We start from the raw sequence: 14,802 nt of genomic DNA on the forward strand, positions 1-14,802 counted from the left end.
GGTAGGACGCGCGCACGGCAGACGGAACCAGGGCTGGGTCGTAGAATCGGAACGACCGCCCCGCTTCGACTTTACGGAACGCACGCCCCGCTTGTCCACGGAAGTTCCGGACGGGCGCGGCACGGAACAGGAGCCCCCATGGCCGAGAGCCGCCCGCTGCGCGCCGACGCACGCCGCAACCGCGCCAAAGTGCTGGCCGCGGCGAACGAGGTCTTCGCCGCCGAGGGCCTGGCCGTGCCGTTGGACGAGATCGCCCGCAGGGCGGGAGTCGGCGCAGGCACGGTGTACCGGCACTTCCCCACGAAGGAGGCCCTCTTCGAAGCCGTCGTCTCCGACCGGATCGAGTCGTTGACTGCCGTGGGGCGCGAAGCGCTGGCGTCGCTCCCGGAAGCGGGTGACGCTGCCGCGACCGAGCAGGCTTTCTTCCGCTTCCTGGACGTGATGGTGACCGACGCGGGCAGCAAGATGGACCTCGCCGACGCGCTCACCGGCGCCGGGGTCGACCTGCAGCAGTCCACCCTCGCCGTGGCCGCCGACCTGCGCGCGGTGCTCACCGACCTGCTCCGGCGCGCGCAGGCGGCGGATACGGTCCGCACCGACATCGACCTCGCCGACCTGCACGCCCTCGTCATCGGCGCGGTCGCCGCGGAGCGCTCCCGCGCAGGGCACAGCGGTCTCGCCAGACAGGTCATCTACGACGGCCTACGGACCGCTCCGCGCCCGTAGTCATGCCGACGCGTCGTCATGCCCACCCGTCGTCATCCCCGCCCGTCGTCATCCCCGCCCGTACTCCTCCTCCGCGCGCCAGAAGTGCACGTACCCCACCACGCCTGCGACGACCGCCCAGCCGAGGGCGAGCAGCCAGATGTGGTGGGTCAGGCTGCTGGCCTGGACGGAGTCCATCAGCGCGTAGCGCATCAGCTCGTTGAAGACCAGCGCGGGGTTGACGTTGAGCAGGGTCCGCACCGCCTGCGGGAGGTGCGCGCCGACGGTCTGGACGCTCCAGAAGACGCCGGACATGTACATCCACGTACGGATCACGAACGGCATGAGCTGGGAGAGATCCGTCGTCTTGGAACCCCAGCGCGCCAGCAGCATCGCCAGCCCCGCGTTGAAGACCGTCTGCAGCACCAGGACCGGCAGGACCAGCAGCCACTTCAGGGTCAGCGGCTCGCCCGTGGAAAGGATGATGAACGCCAGCACGACCATCGAGACCACCAGCTCCTGGAGCTGAACGATGGTCAGCGCCAGCGGCAGGCAGGCCCGGGGGAACTGCAGCGCCCGGATCAGCCCCAGGTTCCCCGAGATCGCCCGCGTCCCGGCCAGCACCGCCGACTGGGTGAACTGGAAGGTGAAGATGCCGGTGCAGAGATAGGCGATGTAGTTCTGGATGCCGCGGTTGGTATGCAGCAGCATGCCGAAGACCAGGTAGTAGACGGCCGCGTTGAGCAGCGGCGTCATCACCTGCCAGATCTGGCCCAGCCGCGCCGAGGTGTAGGCGGCCGTCAGCCGAGCCGTGGCGAAGGCCAGCACGAAGTGGCGGCGTGACCACAGCTGCCTGCTGTACTCGACCAGCGGCGGACGCTTTCCGCTCAGCGCCAGACCGTACTTCGCGGCGAGCTCGCCCGGGGCCAAACCCGCGTCGGGGTCGCCCGGACTGTCCGCGTCGAGCGTCGCGCTGACGACTCCTTCGCTCACCCCCCGACGTTCTCACGCGTCACGTGAGGTCGCCCGGCACAAGAGCCGTACGTGGGTCAGCGCCGCACGTGGGTCAGCGCGGACGTCGGTCAGCACCGCACGTGCGTCAGAGCCGCACGTGGGCCAGGTCGATGGTGGCGATCGACGGCTCGGTCAGCGAGCCGAGGTAGAGGCGGCCGTCGTGCTCCGCCACGCCGGTGACGGCGCGGAAGGCCGGGGTCGGCCCCTGAAGGTCGTGGACCACTCGTCCGGACGTGTCGACGGCCATCACCCAGACGGTGGACTTGGGCCCCGGCAGCAGCGCGTCCGGAACGCGCCAGAGCGCCTGACGCGCCGCCGGATGCATGCGGTGCAGCGTGTCCAGCAGGGGGTCGCGCGGCGCGACCATCGCGATCCAGAGCAGCCCGTGGGTGCCCGCGCCGAGGTTGTCCGGGAATCCGGGGAGGTCGATCAGGGTGTCCCGCGTGCCCGCCCGCTCTCCGGTGAGCCAGTACCGCGACACCCGGTACGCACCGGTCTCGGCGACGGCCAGGTACGACTCGTCCGGACCGAACGCCAGCCCGTTGGCGAACTGCAGCCCGTCCAACAGCACTTCCGGCTCGCCGTGCCCCTTGCCGTGCCCTTTTCCGCCAGAGGCACGCAGCCGCAGCAGGCGACCGGTGCCGGAGTGTTCCAGCAGGTCACCACGCCAGTTGTCGATGACGAAGCGGCGACTGGACTCGGTGAAGTAGACGGTCCCGTCGGCGGCGCAGACCACGTTGCTGACCAGCTTCAGCGGGACGCCGCCGATCCGGTCGGCCAGCGTCTCGACGGTTCCCTTGTCCGGGTCCACGCGAAGCAGCCGTCCGCCGCGGGCGTCGCAGACGAGGACCCGCCCGTCCGGCAGCGCCTCGAGACCGGCCGGGCGGCCGGGGGCGATGTCGGCGAGCGTCACCGCCTCGCGCCCGTCCGGGCTGAGCCGGAGCAGCCGCCCGTCGGCGACGCCGCAGAGCACCCGGCCCTGGACGTCGACCACGACGTCCTCCGGTCCCAGCCCGGACAACGGGATCAGGTCGACCGGGGGCAGCGACCGCTGGTGCTTCCACGCCCGCGCCCGCCCGCTCCGACGCGGCGGCGTCCACACCTCGGGACGGATCGGCGGCCGATGGGCCATGGCGGCGAACCCCCTGCCAGAGTCTCAGCACCCGGCTCCACGGCACGCGCGCTGCTGAGGCCTCATCATGCCGCGCGGCGAGCCGGTACGGAACCACCGCAGGTCAGGCGGCATATGCGACCAGCCCCTCACGCACCGCGATCCTGCTCCGCCCGATACCCGCCGTCGCGGGGCGGTCGGGCATCCTTCAGCTCAACGTGGACAGCACCGTGTCGAGGCGTTCGTATCCCTCGACCACTCCGCGCTCCATTCCGCTGGCCAGGATGCCGTCCCGGGCGGCGAAGGAGTCCGCAACGGAGAGGATGGTGACGCGGGTGCGGTCGTCACCGAGGTCCTCGAAAGTCGCCGTACCGAGGGTGACCCCGTCCGGAACGCCCTCGTAGGTGAAGGTCTGGACGATGCGCGTCTCGGGCCGGACCTCATGGAACGACCCGTAGAAGGACGCGACCTCCTGACCGTCGCGCAGTTGGCGGTAGCGGTAGCTGCCGCCGGTGCGCAGGTCCCAGGAGTCGAACTTGGTGGTGAGGTCCTTGGGGCCGAGCCACTGACCGACCAGCTCGGGCTCGATCCAGGCCCGGAAGACCCGGGACCGCGGCGCGTCGAACTCACGGGTGATGCGGATGGTCGGCACCTCGGGGTCGGCCTCGATCACGGTCTGAGGAACCGGTCGCGTCGTCATGGCAATGCAACTCCTTCGTCGTACGGATCCGTTCGGGCTTTCCGCTCTGTACGTCGTGCCTGCTCCGCACGCTGTGGCTGTGCCGGGCGGTGCGTCGGCGTCGGGGCCTCGACGTCCATGGCGGCGAGGACGGCGTCCAGGCGGTGGAACCGCTCCTCGGCGTTGCGCCGGTAGCGGTCGACCCAGGCAGTCATCTCCGCGAGCACAGCCGTCTCCAGATGACATGGGCGGCGCTGCGCGTCGCGGCTCCGGCTGATCAGCCCGGCCTCCTCCAGCACCTTCACATGCTTGGAGACCGCCTGAAGTGACATCGCGAACGGCTCGGCCAGCTGGCCGGGTGTGGCGTCACCGAGGGACAGCCGGGCCACTATGTCCCGTCTGGTCGGATCGGCGAGCGCGGTGAACGCCCGGGAGAGCTGATCGTCGGCCACCACTGTCCTCCAGGCGCCTTCTCAACCGATTGGTTGAGAACAACGCTACGCCGCTCCCCGAGTTTGTCAACCGATTGGTTGAGAAAGATGCCCGAGGCTGCGCTCAGGACTCCGACGGACCCTCGACCTCGCCCACCCCCTCACCCGCGCCCTCGCCCTCACCCTCGCCCTCGACATTGGCCGTGAGGCGGCGGAGGAGATCGGCTAGCAGGCCGCGCTCCAGATCCGTCAGACCGTCGTTGAGCCGCTCGTCGAAGGCCGTGGCCACCTCGCGCATCCGCAGGAACGCCGCCTCGCCCTCCTCCGTGAGACTGACGACGTGGATGCGGCGGTTGTCCGGATCGCGATGACGGGAGATCAGTCCCCGCTTGTCGAGCGCATTGAGGTGGTGGGTGAGCGTGGCCTCGCGCAACCCGACCGCCTGGGCCAGCTCACGCTGGGTGCCCGGACGTCGGATCTTGAGGTTGAGGAGGATCAGCCACACCGGCAGCGATCCCCCGGCCCGCTCCAACGCGTCGTCGAACGCCCGGCTCACCACTCGGGCCGCCTGCCCCAGCTGGAGCCCGGTGGGCGTGTGCATCGGCGGCGTCGGCTGAGGCGGTTGCAGGCTCTCCATGGCGCGAGCCTAGCAGGATGCATAGACGCCGAACCCTTTGACTTCGAAGCATGAGAGGTCTACGTTTGCCGGAGAAGGCAGCGAAAGGGACCTCGAGAGCCAGCAACACCGAGAGACCGTGAGGGAACCGTGAACGCACTGCAGAACCGCATCGCCTTGGTCACCGGCAGTTCCCGGGGCATCGGGGCAGCCATTGCCGAACGCTTCGCCGCCGAGGGTGCACGCGTGGTCGTCCACGGACGCGACGTCGAGGCGCTCGAAGCCGTCCGTGCCAAACTCGCCGCCACCGGAGCCGAGGTGCTGGCCGTGCCCGCCGATCTGACCCGGTTCGACGAGATCGAGGCCCTGCGCGCCCGAGTGGAGGCCGAGTTCGGCCCCGTCGACGTCCTCGTCACCAACGCCGGCGGCAACCCCGTGCCGCCCGGCCCGATCGAGCTGATCAGCGAAGAGGGCTGGCGCGCCAGCATCGACGCCAACCTCACCAGCACCTTTCTCACCGTCAAGAGCTTCCTTCCGGGCATGAAGGAGCGCGGCCACGGCAGCATCGTCACTCTGTCGTCCGCAGCCGCCCGTCGTCCGACGCCGCACTCCCCCGCCGCCTATGCAGCGGCCAAAGCGGGTGTCGAGTTGCTCACCCGGTCCCTCGCCACGCAGGCCGGCCCGCACGGCGTACGGGTCAACTGCATCGCCCCGGAAACGATCCTGACGGAGCGCAACCAGCGCCAGATACCCGCCGAGATTCAGCGCACCATGGTCGACGCCCATCCGGTCCGCCGCCTGGGCACCCCGGAGGACGTCGCTCAGGCCGCGCTCTTCCTCGCGGCGGAGTCGGCGTCGTGGATCAGCGGCGTGGTGCTGGACGTGGCGGGAGGCTCGGTCCTGGCGTGAGCCGTGCGAGGTGCTCCTCGCGGGTAATCGCGTGGACCACGACGGACTGCCCCCAGCCGGCGTACTCACCGACGTCGCAGGTGATCACCGACAGCATGCCGTAGCCGTTCTCCGCCCAGCCCGGCCGCGCCCGCGCGACGATCCCGGCCGTGGCTTCGCGGTCCACCGGCCCGATTGAACCGTCGCCGATGTAGCGCATGACGTCGGGGACGGTGTTCATCTCCGACAAAGGCTCGATGTCCGCCTCGGTCGGCGGCCGGAGCAGGAGTCTGGCGGTGGTCAGCGTATCCGAGCCGGAAGACGAACCCTGGGACTTCAGGGAATCACTCCACCTATGGACGCCATCTCCGTCTTCACACCCGCCCCCGAACATCGAGGCGTCGATACAAACGGTGACACCGCACCAGCCCCAACCCGAACCCCAGCGGTAACCCAAGGAGTGAAAAACCCCAGCTCAGACCCGACTTAAGGCACTCCCTACCGCCCAACACCCGGCGCAGCCGCACAAACAAAAACCGGGATGCTTGGCATCCCGGCAAAAGGCTCGTATATTAGAAAATCCGTGTCGCAATCGCCAAGCGTACTCGCAAAGCAATGCCCACGGATCATTACAGCTTCACTATATCCGAGCGGGAGCAGAATTGTCAAACGCGCCGAACGAAGAAATGGGCCGAGAGCAGGATTTCCTCGACCTGCTCCGGGCGCGCGTCGTCGCGCTCGAGACGGCGGCCGGGCAGGCCGTCAGCGCCGCGCTTCGGCAGGACGTGATCTCCGCGCAGTCGCGGCTGGAGCGGGATGTGATGGTGGCCGAGCAGTCGGGGCTGTTGGCGGCGCTCGCGTCCGGCGAGGAGGGGTTGTGCTTCGGCCGGCTGGTGTTCCGGGACGGGGGTGACCACCACATCGGGCGGATCGGGATCCGCGCGGACGACGCCGAGCGGACACCGCTGGTCGTCGACTGGCGGGCCGACATGGCGAGGCCCTTCTACCTCGCCACCGGGCACACGCCGATGGGGCTGCGCCGCAGGCGGCACATCACGACGCACCGCAACCAGGTGACCGCGCTGCACGACGAGATCCTCGACCTGGAGGACACCGAACGCACGGGGTACGAGGGCTCCGATGCCGACGCGGTGCTGCTGTCCGCGCTGGACGCGGCCCGTACCGGGCGGATGCACGACATCGTGCAGACCATCCAGTCCGACCAGGACAGGATCATCCGCGCGCCGCACCAGGGTGTCATGGTCGTCGAGGGTGGTCCGGGCACCGGCAAGACGGCTGTGGCGCTGCACCGCGCGGCGTATCTCCTCTACGCACAGCGCGAGTTGCTCGCCCGCCGGGCCGTGCTGATCGTCGGGCCGAACGCCGCCTTCCTCAGCTACATCGGGCAGGTCCTTCCGTCGCTCGGCGAGACCGGAGTCCTGCTGGCGACACCGGCCGAGCTCTACCCGGGCGTGGTCGCGACGGGGACGGACACGCCGCCGGCCGCGGCCGTCAAGGGCGGTGCGGGGATGGCCGACGCCCTCGCCGCGCACCTGCGGGACCTGCAACGGCTGCCCGAGTCGGCCGCGTTGGTGATCGAGCACGAGGACGGCGTGCTGCTCCTGGACCGCGAGATCGCCGCCGTCGCGCGCGAGCGTGCCCGGGCAGCGCAGCTGCCGCACAACCTGGCCCGGCCGCACTTCGCCTTCTCCGTGATCGACCAGCTCACCGCACAGATCGTCGAGCGGATCGGCACGGACCCCTACGGCGGGCCGAACCTGCTCGGGCCCGACGACCAGGCGCAGCTCGGCAAGGCCGTCGCCACCAGCTCCGCCTTGCATGCCGCGATCGACGAGCTGTGGCCGCTGCTGACGCCGGAACAGCTGGTCGCGGACTACCTCAGCGATCCCACCCACCTCCCGCAGCGAGAAGCCGCGGCGATCCGGCGGCCGGACCCGACCGCTTCCATCCCGCCGCAGGAGCCCGACTGGACGCCGGCCGACGTCGCGCTGCTGGACGAGGCGGCGGAGCTGCTGGGCGACGACGACTCGGCGCGGCGTGCCGCCGAGGAGGCGCGGCGACAGGAGGAGATCGCATACGCGCAGGGCGTGCTCGACCTCTCCTACGGCTCGCGGACGCAGGAGTTCGAGGACAAGGACGAGGATGACTCCGAGGTGCTGGCCGCGCACGACCTGATCGACGCGGAGCGGCTGGCCGACCGGCAGGAGGAGCGGGACCACCGCAGCGCGGCGGAGCGCGCGGCGGCGGACCGGACCTGGGCGTTCGGGCACATCATCGTCGACGAGGCGCAGGAACTGTCGCCGATGCTGTGGCGGTTGCTGATGCGGCGCTGCCCCACCCGGTCGATGACCCTGGTCGGCGACCCGGCGCAGACCTCCGAGCCGGGTGGGTGCGGCAGTTGGGACGCGGCGCTGACGCCGCACGTCGGGGACCGGTGGCAGCGGGTCGTGCTGGACGTCAACTACCGCACCCCGGCGGAGATCATGGACGTGGCCGCGCGGATCCCGCAGGCGACGGACCCGGGGTACACGCCGCCACGCTCGGTCCGGTCCACGGGTGTGCCGCCGCGCGCGGAGCATGTCGCGGACGCGGCGGCGTTGCCCGCAGCCGTGGCGCGGGTGGTCGCGGCCGAGCAGCGGGCGCTGACCGGCGCCGAGCGCCGCCTCGCGGTGATCGCCGCGCCCGAGCACCATGCCGCGCTGCTCACGGAGTTGCCCACGGCGTCGGCGGCGACCGGGTCGCTGGAGGTGACACCGGACCTGACGCAGCCGGTGGTGCTGCTGACTCCGGGGCAGGCCAAGGGGCTGGAGTTCGACGCGGTGGTCGTGGTCGAGCCGGGCGGCTTCGGGGCGAACGAGCTGTACGTGGCTCTGACCCGCGCCACGCAGCGACTCGCCGTCGTTCATGCCGAGCAGCTTCCGCACGCCCTCGCACCGGCCCTGGCGGAGGCGACGGTCTGACGCGGCGCGGGCGCGGACGCGGCGCGGGCGCGGACGCCGCATGTGAAGGGTCGTCACGTGTGCAAGGTATTCATGAGCGGGAAACAGTGCGGTGACCCGGAGTTCGCGACCACCGATCATGATCGTGGCGAGTCCGGGCGCGGCAAGACCCGTTCGAGGACGCGGAGGGCACCCACCTGGTGGCCGGGAACCGGTGACCAGTGACGGCTTGACCGGCGACCCGTAGCCAGTCACGTTACGCTGCCCCACGGCGGGCCGGGGCCTCGGCCTCGGCCCGCCGACTGACGACAGCTCCCTACCGATGCAGCCGACCATCACCCCGAGGTCCCCGCATGACGACGACTCCCAGCACCGCCACTCCCTGGCTGCACGTCACCACCCCGCGGCCGGACGCCAGGCTGCGGCTGGTGTGTCTGCACCCGGCCGGGGCGGGGCCGATGTTCTTCCGCAGCTGGGACGCCGTGCTGCCGCAGGACGTCGAGGTCGCGGCGGTCCACCTGCCGGGGCGGGAAAGCCGGTTCGCCGAGACGCCCGTGCCGGACTACCAGCAGGCGGTCGCCGCCCTGCACGCGGCGCTGCGTCCGGTGCTGACCGACGCCACCCCCTACGCGCTGTTCGGACACAGCATGGGCGCGCTCCTGGCGTACGGACTGGCGGTCGCGGCGCGGCGCCACGGTGACCCCGAGCCGGTCCGACTCTTCGTCAGCGGGTCGGCGGGCCCGGGCGTGCCGCGTCGCCGCAGGGGGCGGCACACGTGGACCGACGCGGAGCTCGTCGACGACCTGCGCGCGATGGGCGGCACCCCCGAAGAGGTGCTGGCCGACCGGGAGTTGCTGGAGCTGATCCTGCCGCCGCTGCGCGCCGACTACGCGCTCTGCGACACCTTCGAGTCCTCCCCGACCGCGGCGGCCTTCGGCGCGGCGCGCGTCCTCACCTGCCCGGTCTCGATCCTGGGCGGCGAGGACGACGAGTACACGGCCGAGGACCTCGCCCACTGGTCCACGGTGACGAGCGGACCGTCGGTCCAACGGGCCTTCCCCGGCGGGCACTTCTTCCTCACCTCCCCCTCCGCCGACGCCGTGCACGCCACGGTCCGCGCAGATCTCGGGCTCGGCGGGTAGCACCCGGCCAGGCCCGAGCCGGGTTCTGTCGCTATGCCCTGCGACGGCATCCGGCGAGGAGGGTGGCGACCATCTGCTTGGCGTCGGCCTGGTCGTAGTCGGGACCGGTGATGCAGAGGTTTCCGATGGCACGCATGAGCGTGTAGGCGGTGACGCCGGGGCTGAGTTCGTCGGCGGCGACGCAGGCGTCGAGCAGCGTTGCGCAGGCCGGGACCAGGGTGTCGAGCATGAGGGCGTGGAGGTTCTCCAGCCCTGGATCATCGGACCCCAGAGCGGCACCCAGGCCGTGCTTGGTCACCAGGAACTCCACGAACGCGTCCGCCCAGCGGGCCAGGGCGGTGAACGGGGAGGCCGACTCCTTCAGGAGCTGGGACGCGAGCGCGGTGCAGGTGTCGATCTGATGCCGGTAGACGGCGGTGACGAGGTCCGCCCGGGTCGGGAAGTTCCGGTAGATCGTGCCGACGCCGACGCCGGCGCGTTCGGCGATGTCTCGGATGGGGGCCTGGACGCCCTGGTCCACGAAGACGGCCGCTGCGGCCGCCAGCACGCCGCTTCGGGTGCGCTGTGCCTGTGCCTGGCGTACTCCGACCGGTTCGGACATGGATCCTCCCGTTGCTCGCGGAACAATGTTCCGCTAGATTGGCGGAACGGCGCTCCGCCAAAGTATGGCAGAGCGATACCGTGGAGAAAGCGCAGGTCCCCCATGTCTTCCCGCCACCTCGACCAGCGGATCGTCTCGGTCAAGCCCATCACCGTTCCCGCGCCCGGCCGCAGCGTCGACCTGCTGGTGAAGGTCACCGCTCCGCTGTCGGGCCAGAACCTGCCCGTCATCGTGTTCTCCCACGGCAACGCCTGGTCCCTGGACGGATACGAGCCCCTTGTCGACCGGTGGGCCGCAGCCGGATTCATCGTGGTGCAGCCCACCCACCTGGACTCCCGGCGCAACGGCATCGGGTGGGACGACCCGCGCTTTGCCACCATCTGGCGCGTCCGGATCGCCGACCTCCACGCGGTCCTCGACGGCCTCGGCGACATCCTGCTCCAGGCCGGCGGCCTGGACACCCGCGTCGACCGTGAGCGCATCGCGGTCGTCGGCCACTCCTGGGGCGCCCAGACCGCCGGCGCGATCCTCGGCGTGCGCGTGCTCGACGCCGACGGCGTTCCCGGAGAGGACTTCTCCCACGCTGCGGTCTCGGCCGGCGCGCTGATCGCCGTGACCGGAACGGGCGACACGCTCACCCCGTTCGCCGCCGAGCACCTTCCGTTCATGAGGCCGAACTACTCCACCATGGCCACCCCGGCTCTGGTCATCGCGGGTGGCAAGGACCAGTCGCAGCTCTCCACCCGGGGGCCGGAGTGGTTCACCGACGCCTACCACCTCAGCCCGTCCCCGAAGAGCCTGCTCACCATCGCCGAGGGCGAGCACACCCTGGGCGGCGTCGCCGGCGAGATGGCCGCCGAGACCACCGACGAGGACCCCGCCCGCGTCGCCCTCGTCGCCGACGCGATCTCCGCCTACCTCCTCGACGCCTTCAAGCTCGGCGACGCCGCGTGGACCGCCCTCAACGACGCTGCTGCGACCGGCGACGGTGCCTGGAGCATCTCCAGCAAGTGAACCCGGCCGGACGGCGCCGTCGGCCGAGCCGAGGGCGGGCGGCGTTGACCCGACTGCGGCCGGCAGCCCTGGTGATCGGCATGCGGGAGAGGACGCGTCAGCCCTTGGCCGAGCCGAGGGTGAGCCCGGAGACGAACTGCTTCTGCAGCGCGAAGAACACCACCAGCGTGGGCACCGCCACCATCAGGGCCGCCGCGGAGATGAGGTTGTTGTTGACGAAGAACTCCCCGCTGAGGTTGTTGAGTGCCGCGGTGATCGGCCGGTTCGCTCCGGTCTGCATCAGGACGGTGGCCCAGAAGAAGTCGTTGTAGATCCAGGTGAACTCCAGCGTCGCGAGCGCGCCGAGCACGGGCCTGCAGAGCGGCATGATGATCTGCCAGTAGTAGCGCCAGCTCGACGCGCCGTCGATGATGGCGGCCTCGCCCAATTCGGCGGGCAGGGTGCGCATGTAGTTCGACATGACGAAGGCGCAGAAGCCGGTCTGGAAGGCGACGTGGACCAGGATCAGTCCGACGAACGAGTCGTCGAGCTTCCCTGAGCTCGCCAGCCAGGTGGGCAGCGGGACCAGCTGGTAGAGCTTGTAGAGCGGGGTGATCAGGGCCTGCTGCGGAAGCAGGTTGCCGGCGGTGAAGAGCATCAGCAGGGCGACGTTGATGCGGAAGCTGTAGCGGGAGACCACGAAGGCCACCATGCTTGCCAGCCAGAGCGTCAGCACCAGGGCCGGCACGGTGATGATCAGCGAGTTCAGGAAGTACTGCGGCAGCTGTGCCTGCGTCCAGGCCGCGGTGAAGTTGCCGAACCCGTAGTGGCCGCCGACGGAGACGTAGCCGAGCCGCTGCGTGTCCGCATAGGGGCGCAGGGCGGTGTAGAAGGCATAGAGCAGCGGGGCGATCCACACCAGGCAGGTGCCCGCGAGAAACACGTGCAGGGCGATCCGTGCGGCGCGCGTCCGGCGGACGGGCTTGGCGCCGTCCCGCTCGGACGCAGCGCGGCGGGGTGAGGAGAGCAGGCTCGTGGTCACGTCCGGGAGTCCTTTCGGAACACGGTCACCAGGTACGGGACGATGAAGGCCATCGAGATCACCAGGAGGATCGTCGCCAGCGCGGAGCCGAAGCCGATGCGGCTCGCCTCACCGATGATGTTGTCGGTGACCAGGACCGAGAGCAGTTCCAGCCCGTCGGTGCCGCGGTTGATCACGTAGACGATGTCGAACGCGCGCAGCGACTCGATCACGGTGATGACCAGCACCACCACGTTGATCGGTCGCAGCGCCGGCCACACGACGTGCCGGAAGGTCTGCCACCCGCTCGCCCCGTCCAGGGAGGCGGCCTCCTTGAGCGAGGGGTCCACGGACTTGAGCCCGGCCAGATACATGATCATGACGTAGCCGGTCTGCCGCCAGCAGGCCATGACCAGTACGGCCCAGATGTTGAGGTTCGGGTTGCCGAGCCAGTCGATGACCGAGGAGCCCTGGGTGTGGCCGGTGAGGCTGTTGATGAGGCCCTGTGTCGGCGAGAAGATCAGCTCGGTCATGAAGCCGACCAGTGCCAGCGACAGGACGACCGGCATGAACAACACGCTCTGGTAGAGCCGGGAGAACCGGATCTGCTTGTCCAACTGCACGGCGAGGAAGAGGCCGAGTGGCGCCGGCACGCAGAAGAAGACCACGAGCCAGAGCAGGTTGTGCTCCAACGCCGGGTGGAAGGGCGGGTAGATCGAGAAGATGTCCCGGTAGTTCTGCAGCCCCACCCAGTGGATGTTCTGCACCCCGCCGATGCCGGGCCAGCTGGCGAAGGAGAGCACGACGGAGGCCAGGGCGGGCAGCCAGACCAGCGCCACGGTCAGGATCGTGGGTACGCCCGCCATCAGCGTCAGGGTGGTGCGGTCGCGCGCGGACAGGCGCCGGCCGCGTTGGCGAGTGGTCATGAGCGTCTCGTTTCGGTGCCGGGTCGGACGAGAGATGGCGGCCCGGGCGCAGGGGCCGCCATGGTGCGGGTCGTCGTCCCGTCAGCCGTTGCTCGCCCAGATCGACTTGGCCTGCTTGTCGATGGAGGAGATGATCGAGCCCACGTCGCCCGGGTTGTTGAGGAACTGCTGGATCGCCGGGATCATCACCGGGTCGGCGAAGTCGGGCCGGGTGTCCCGGTCCATGAACTGCGAGATGTTGGCGGCCTTCTGAATCAGCGCCACCGAGGCGGTCTGCGCCTGGGTGTACTTCGCCGTGTCCACGCCGTTGGCGGTGGCGATGTCGGCGGGGTTGCTGCCGAGCCAGAACTGCTGCGACTTGGCGGTTCCCAGGTACTGGAGCAGCTTGACGGCGCCGGTGTGGTTCTTCGGAGAGGCGCTCATCATGAAACCGTCGATCGGGGCCTCCACGCTGTCCTGACCGTGTTGCGGGTCGATCTCGGGGAAGGCGAAGAAGCCGAGGTCGGCCGCCTTGGCACCGGTGAAGATCGTGCCGATCTGGTCGAGACCGAGCACCATCATCCCCGCCTGCTGGCCCAGGAGTTGCTGGGCTCCCTCCTGCCAGGTCAGACCGAGCGCGCCCGGGGAGTAGTACGGCAGCAGCTGCGCCCACTGGTCGAACACGGCCTTGACCTGCGGCGTGTTCCACTGGTCGCCCTTGCGCATCAGGTTGATGTGGAAGTCGAACCCGTTCATGCGCATGTTCAGGTAGTCGAACGTGCCCATGGCGGGCCAGCCGTCCTTGTCCGTGAAGGCGATCGGGATCAGGCTGTCGCTCTTCATCTTCTTCGCCAGCGCGATGAACTCGTCCCAGGTGGTCGGCTCGGTGTAGCCCTTGGCCTGCCACAGGCTCTTGCTGTAGTAGACGGCCCACGGGTAGTAGTCGAAGGGCACGAAGTAGTAGTGGCCGTCGCTGCCCTTGCTCTGCGCCTTCATGGCGTCGGTGTAGTTGGCGCCGATGGTCGCCCACACGTCGTCGACCTCGTGCAGCAGGCCCTGCCCGGCGAAGAACTGCATCCGCTCACCAGCGAACCAGTTGAACACGTCCTGCGGGTTGCCCTGCAGGTACGTCGAGATGTTCTGCTGGAACGTGTTGTGGTCCACCCAGTTGACATCGACGCTCAACCCGATGTCCTTCTTCGCCTGGGCGAACAGTGACTGGTAGGCGCCCTTCGGCTCCGGGACCGCGGCGTTCGAGCCGAAGGTGACGGTCTTGGCGTCGGTGGCGGTCGTGGTGCCGCCACTCGCACACGCCGCCAGGAACGGGGCCAGACCTGCGGCGCCGGCTCCCAGGGCTGCGAAGCGAAGCAGCGAGCGTCGAGACAGACCGTCGAGTTCCGCAGAAGAACGCGCCACAACCACTCCCAGGGAATCAATTTCCAACAAGCCCGAACATCGGGTCGAGATGCAACCAGTCTCCCGACTCCGCGTCAAGGAGATTCACAAGACCTCCCGTCCTTGCCGGTTGCCGAAGGCTCGGCGGTCCGGGGACGAGAATCCGCCGCAGGGAGCCTTGACTGTGCGAGCCGATGTCGCTGAAATGCACCTCGCGTTAGGTTTCGTTTAGTCCTGTTCATTTGTGTCTCAAGTCCGAGCCGGAGGTCAATCCACCGTGACCTGGTCGAGCCGCACCACCCGAACAGCACCGGCAGATCCTCGGAGCCACCCGCGCCAAC

The 14,802-nt window shown here is 69.7% G+C and carries 15 protein-coding genes; 5 read left to right on the forward strand and 10 right to left on the reverse strand.

Annotated features, from left to right (window positions below; translation table 11 throughout):
* The first annotated feature begins 138 nt into the window (after positions 1 to 138).
* On the forward strand, positions 139 to 726 hold the full coding sequence (locus ABH940_RS06985; protein WP_370104748.1) for a TetR/AcrR family transcriptional regulator: 588 nt from the start codon (positions 139 to 141) through the stop codon (positions 724 to 726).
* 48 nt (positions 727 to 774) lie between these two features.
* Here the strand turns inward: ABH940_RS06985 and ABH940_RS06990 are convergent, their stop codons facing one another.
* From ABH940_RS06990 to ABH940_RS07010, 5 genes are all read right to left on the reverse strand, one after another.
* Positions 775 to 1,698 (reverse strand): ABC transporter permease, encoded by a 924-nt coding sequence (locus ABH940_RS06990; protein ID WP_370104750.1) that lies wholly within the window; start codon positions 1,696 to 1,698, stop codon positions 775 to 777.
* Between the two features lie 106 nt (positions 1,699 to 1,804).
* The gene (locus tag ABH940_RS06995) at positions 1,805 to 2,851 is read right to left on the reverse strand and encodes an SMP-30/gluconolactonase/LRE family protein (RefSeq protein WP_370104752.1); all 1,047 of its coding nucleotides are present in this window, start codon (positions 2,849 to 2,851) and stop codon (positions 1,805 to 1,807) included.
* Between the two features lie 187 nt (positions 2,852 to 3,038).
* Positions 3,039 to 3,530 (reverse strand): SRPBCC family protein, encoded by a 492-nt coding sequence (locus ABH940_RS07000; RefSeq protein ID WP_370069253.1) that lies wholly within the window; start codon positions 3,528 to 3,530, stop codon positions 3,039 to 3,041.
* Positions 3,527 to 3,961, reverse strand: coding sequence for an ArsR/SmtB family transcription factor (locus ABH940_RS07005; protein ID WP_370069251.1), 435 nt, complete (start codon positions 3,959 to 3,961; stop codon positions 3,527 to 3,529). The genes ABH940_RS07000 and ABH940_RS07005 overlap by 4 nt, the downstream gene beginning before the upstream one ends.
* Positions 3,962 to 4,064: 103 nt before the next feature.
* Positions 4,065 to 4,577, reverse strand: coding sequence for a MarR family winged helix-turn-helix transcriptional regulator (locus tag ABH940_RS07010; RefSeq protein ID WP_370104754.1), 513 nt, complete (start codon positions 4,575 to 4,577; stop codon positions 4,065 to 4,067).
* A 129-nt stretch (positions 4,578 to 4,706) separates the two neighbouring features.
* Here ABH940_RS07010 and ABH940_RS07015 point away from each other — a divergent pair, with 129 nt between their 5' ends.
* Positions 4,707 to 5,465, forward strand: coding sequence for an SDR family NAD(P)-dependent oxidoreductase (locus ABH940_RS07015; protein WP_370104756.1), 759 nt, complete (start codon positions 4,707 to 4,709; stop codon positions 5,463 to 5,465).
* On the opposite strand, the gene ABH940_RS07020 is transcribed toward ABH940_RS07015, so the two are convergent.
* On the reverse strand, positions 5,419 to 5,838 hold the full coding sequence (locus tag ABH940_RS07020; protein WP_370069355.1) for a GNAT family N-acetyltransferase: 420 nt from the start codon (positions 5,836 to 5,838) through the stop codon (positions 5,419 to 5,421). The genes ABH940_RS07015 and ABH940_RS07020 overlap by 47 nt on opposite strands.
* Positions 5,839 to 6,130: 292 nt before the next feature.
* Here ABH940_RS07020 and ABH940_RS07025 point away from each other — a divergent pair, with 292 nt between their 5' ends.
* Both ABH940_RS07025 and ABH940_RS07030 read left to right on the forward strand, forming a co-directional pair.
* A complete protein-coding gene (locus ABH940_RS07025; RefSeq protein ID WP_370104758.1) occupies positions 6,131 to 8,425 on the forward strand; it encodes an ATP-binding domain-containing protein in 2,295 nt (764 codons plus the stop codon).
* Between the two features lie 332 nt (positions 8,426 to 8,757).
* Entirely contained in the window at positions 8,758 to 9,546 is a 789-nt protein-coding gene (locus ABH940_RS07030) for a thioesterase II family protein (protein WP_370104761.1), read from the forward strand.
* A 31-nt stretch (positions 9,547 to 9,577) separates the two neighbouring features.
* Here the strand turns inward: ABH940_RS07030 and ABH940_RS07035 are convergent, their stop codons facing one another.
* A complete protein-coding gene (locus ABH940_RS07035) occupies positions 9,578 to 10,147 on the reverse strand; it encodes a TetR/AcrR family transcriptional regulator (RefSeq protein WP_370104763.1) in 570 nt (189 codons plus the stop codon).
* A gap of 102 nt (positions 10,148 to 10,249) precedes the next feature.
* On the opposite strand from ABH940_RS07035, the gene ABH940_RS07040 reads away from it, so the two are divergent.
* Positions 10,250 to 11,161 (forward strand): alpha/beta hydrolase family protein, encoded by a 912-nt coding sequence (locus ABH940_RS07040; protein ID WP_370104765.1) that lies wholly within the window; start codon positions 10,250 to 10,252, stop codon positions 11,159 to 11,161.
* Between the two features lie 97 nt (positions 11,162 to 11,258).
* On the opposite strand, the gene ABH940_RS07045 is transcribed toward ABH940_RS07040, so the two are convergent.
* The 3 genes from ABH940_RS07045 to ABH940_RS07055 all read right to left on the reverse strand — a co-directional run bounded on the left by ABH940_RS07045 (position 11,259) and on the right by ABH940_RS07055 (position 14,482).
* On the reverse strand, positions 11,259 to 12,182 hold the full coding sequence (locus ABH940_RS07045) for a carbohydrate ABC transporter permease (protein WP_370069237.1): 924 nt from the start codon (positions 12,180 to 12,182) through the stop codon (positions 11,259 to 11,261).
* A complete protein-coding gene (locus tag ABH940_RS07050) occupies positions 12,179 to 13,087 on the reverse strand; it encodes a carbohydrate ABC transporter permease (protein WP_370104767.1) in 909 nt (302 codons plus the stop codon). Before ABH940_RS07050 ends, ABH940_RS07045 begins: the two co-directional genes overlap by 4 nt.
* Positions 13,088 to 13,168: 81 nt before the next feature.
* Positions 13,169 to 14,482, reverse strand: coding sequence for an ABC transporter substrate-binding protein (locus ABH940_RS07055; protein ID WP_370104769.1), 1,314 nt, complete (start codon positions 14,480 to 14,482; stop codon positions 13,169 to 13,171).
* Positions 14,483 to 14,802 lie beyond the last annotated feature (320 nt).

Source organism: Streptacidiphilus sp. BW17, from assembly GCF_041262485.1.
GTDB lineage: Bacteria > Actinomycetota > Actinomycetes > Streptomycetales > Streptomycetaceae > Streptacidiphilus.

Excerpts from the sequence above, each read along its gene's own strand:
- ABH940_RS07050 (WP_370104767.1), bottom strand. The coding sequence starts at position 13,087 with ATGACCACTCGCCAACGCGGCCGGCGCCTGTCCGCGCGCGACCGCACC.
- ABH940_RS07020 (WP_370069355.1), bottom strand. The coding sequence starts at position 5,838 with ATGTTCGGGGGCGGGTGTGAAGACGGAGATGGCGTCCATAGGTGGAGT.
- ABH940_RS07010 (WP_370104754.1), bottom strand. The coding sequence starts at position 4,577 with ATGGAGAGCCTGCAACCGCCTCAGCCGACGCCGCCGATGCACACGCCC.
- ABH940_RS06985 (WP_370104748.1), top strand. The coding sequence starts at position 139 with ATGGCCGAGAGCCGCCCGCTGCGCGCCGACGCACGCCGCAACCGCGCC.
- ABH940_RS07025 (WP_370104758.1), top strand. The coding sequence starts at position 6,131 with ATGGGCCGAGAGCAGGATTTCCTCGACCTGCTCCGGGCGCGCGTCGTC.
- ABH940_RS06995 (WP_370104752.1), bottom strand. The coding sequence starts at position 2,851 with ATGGCCCATCGGCCGCCGATCCGTCCCGAGGTGTGGACGCCGCCGCGT.
- ABH940_RS07030 (WP_370104761.1), top strand. The coding sequence starts at position 8,758 with ATGACGACGACTCCCAGCACCGCCACTCCCTGGCTGCACGTCACCACC.
- ABH940_RS07040 (WP_370104765.1), top strand. The coding sequence starts at position 10,250 with ATGTCTTCCCGCCACCTCGACCAGCGGATCGTCTCGGTCAAGCCCATC.
- ABH940_RS07035 (WP_370104763.1), bottom strand. The coding sequence starts at position 10,147 with ATGTCCGAACCGGTCGGAGTACGCCAGGCACAGGCACAGCGCACCCGA.
- ABH940_RS07000 (WP_370069253.1), bottom strand. The coding sequence starts at position 3,530 with ATGACGACGCGACCGGTTCCTCAGACCGTGATCGAGGCCGACCCCGAG.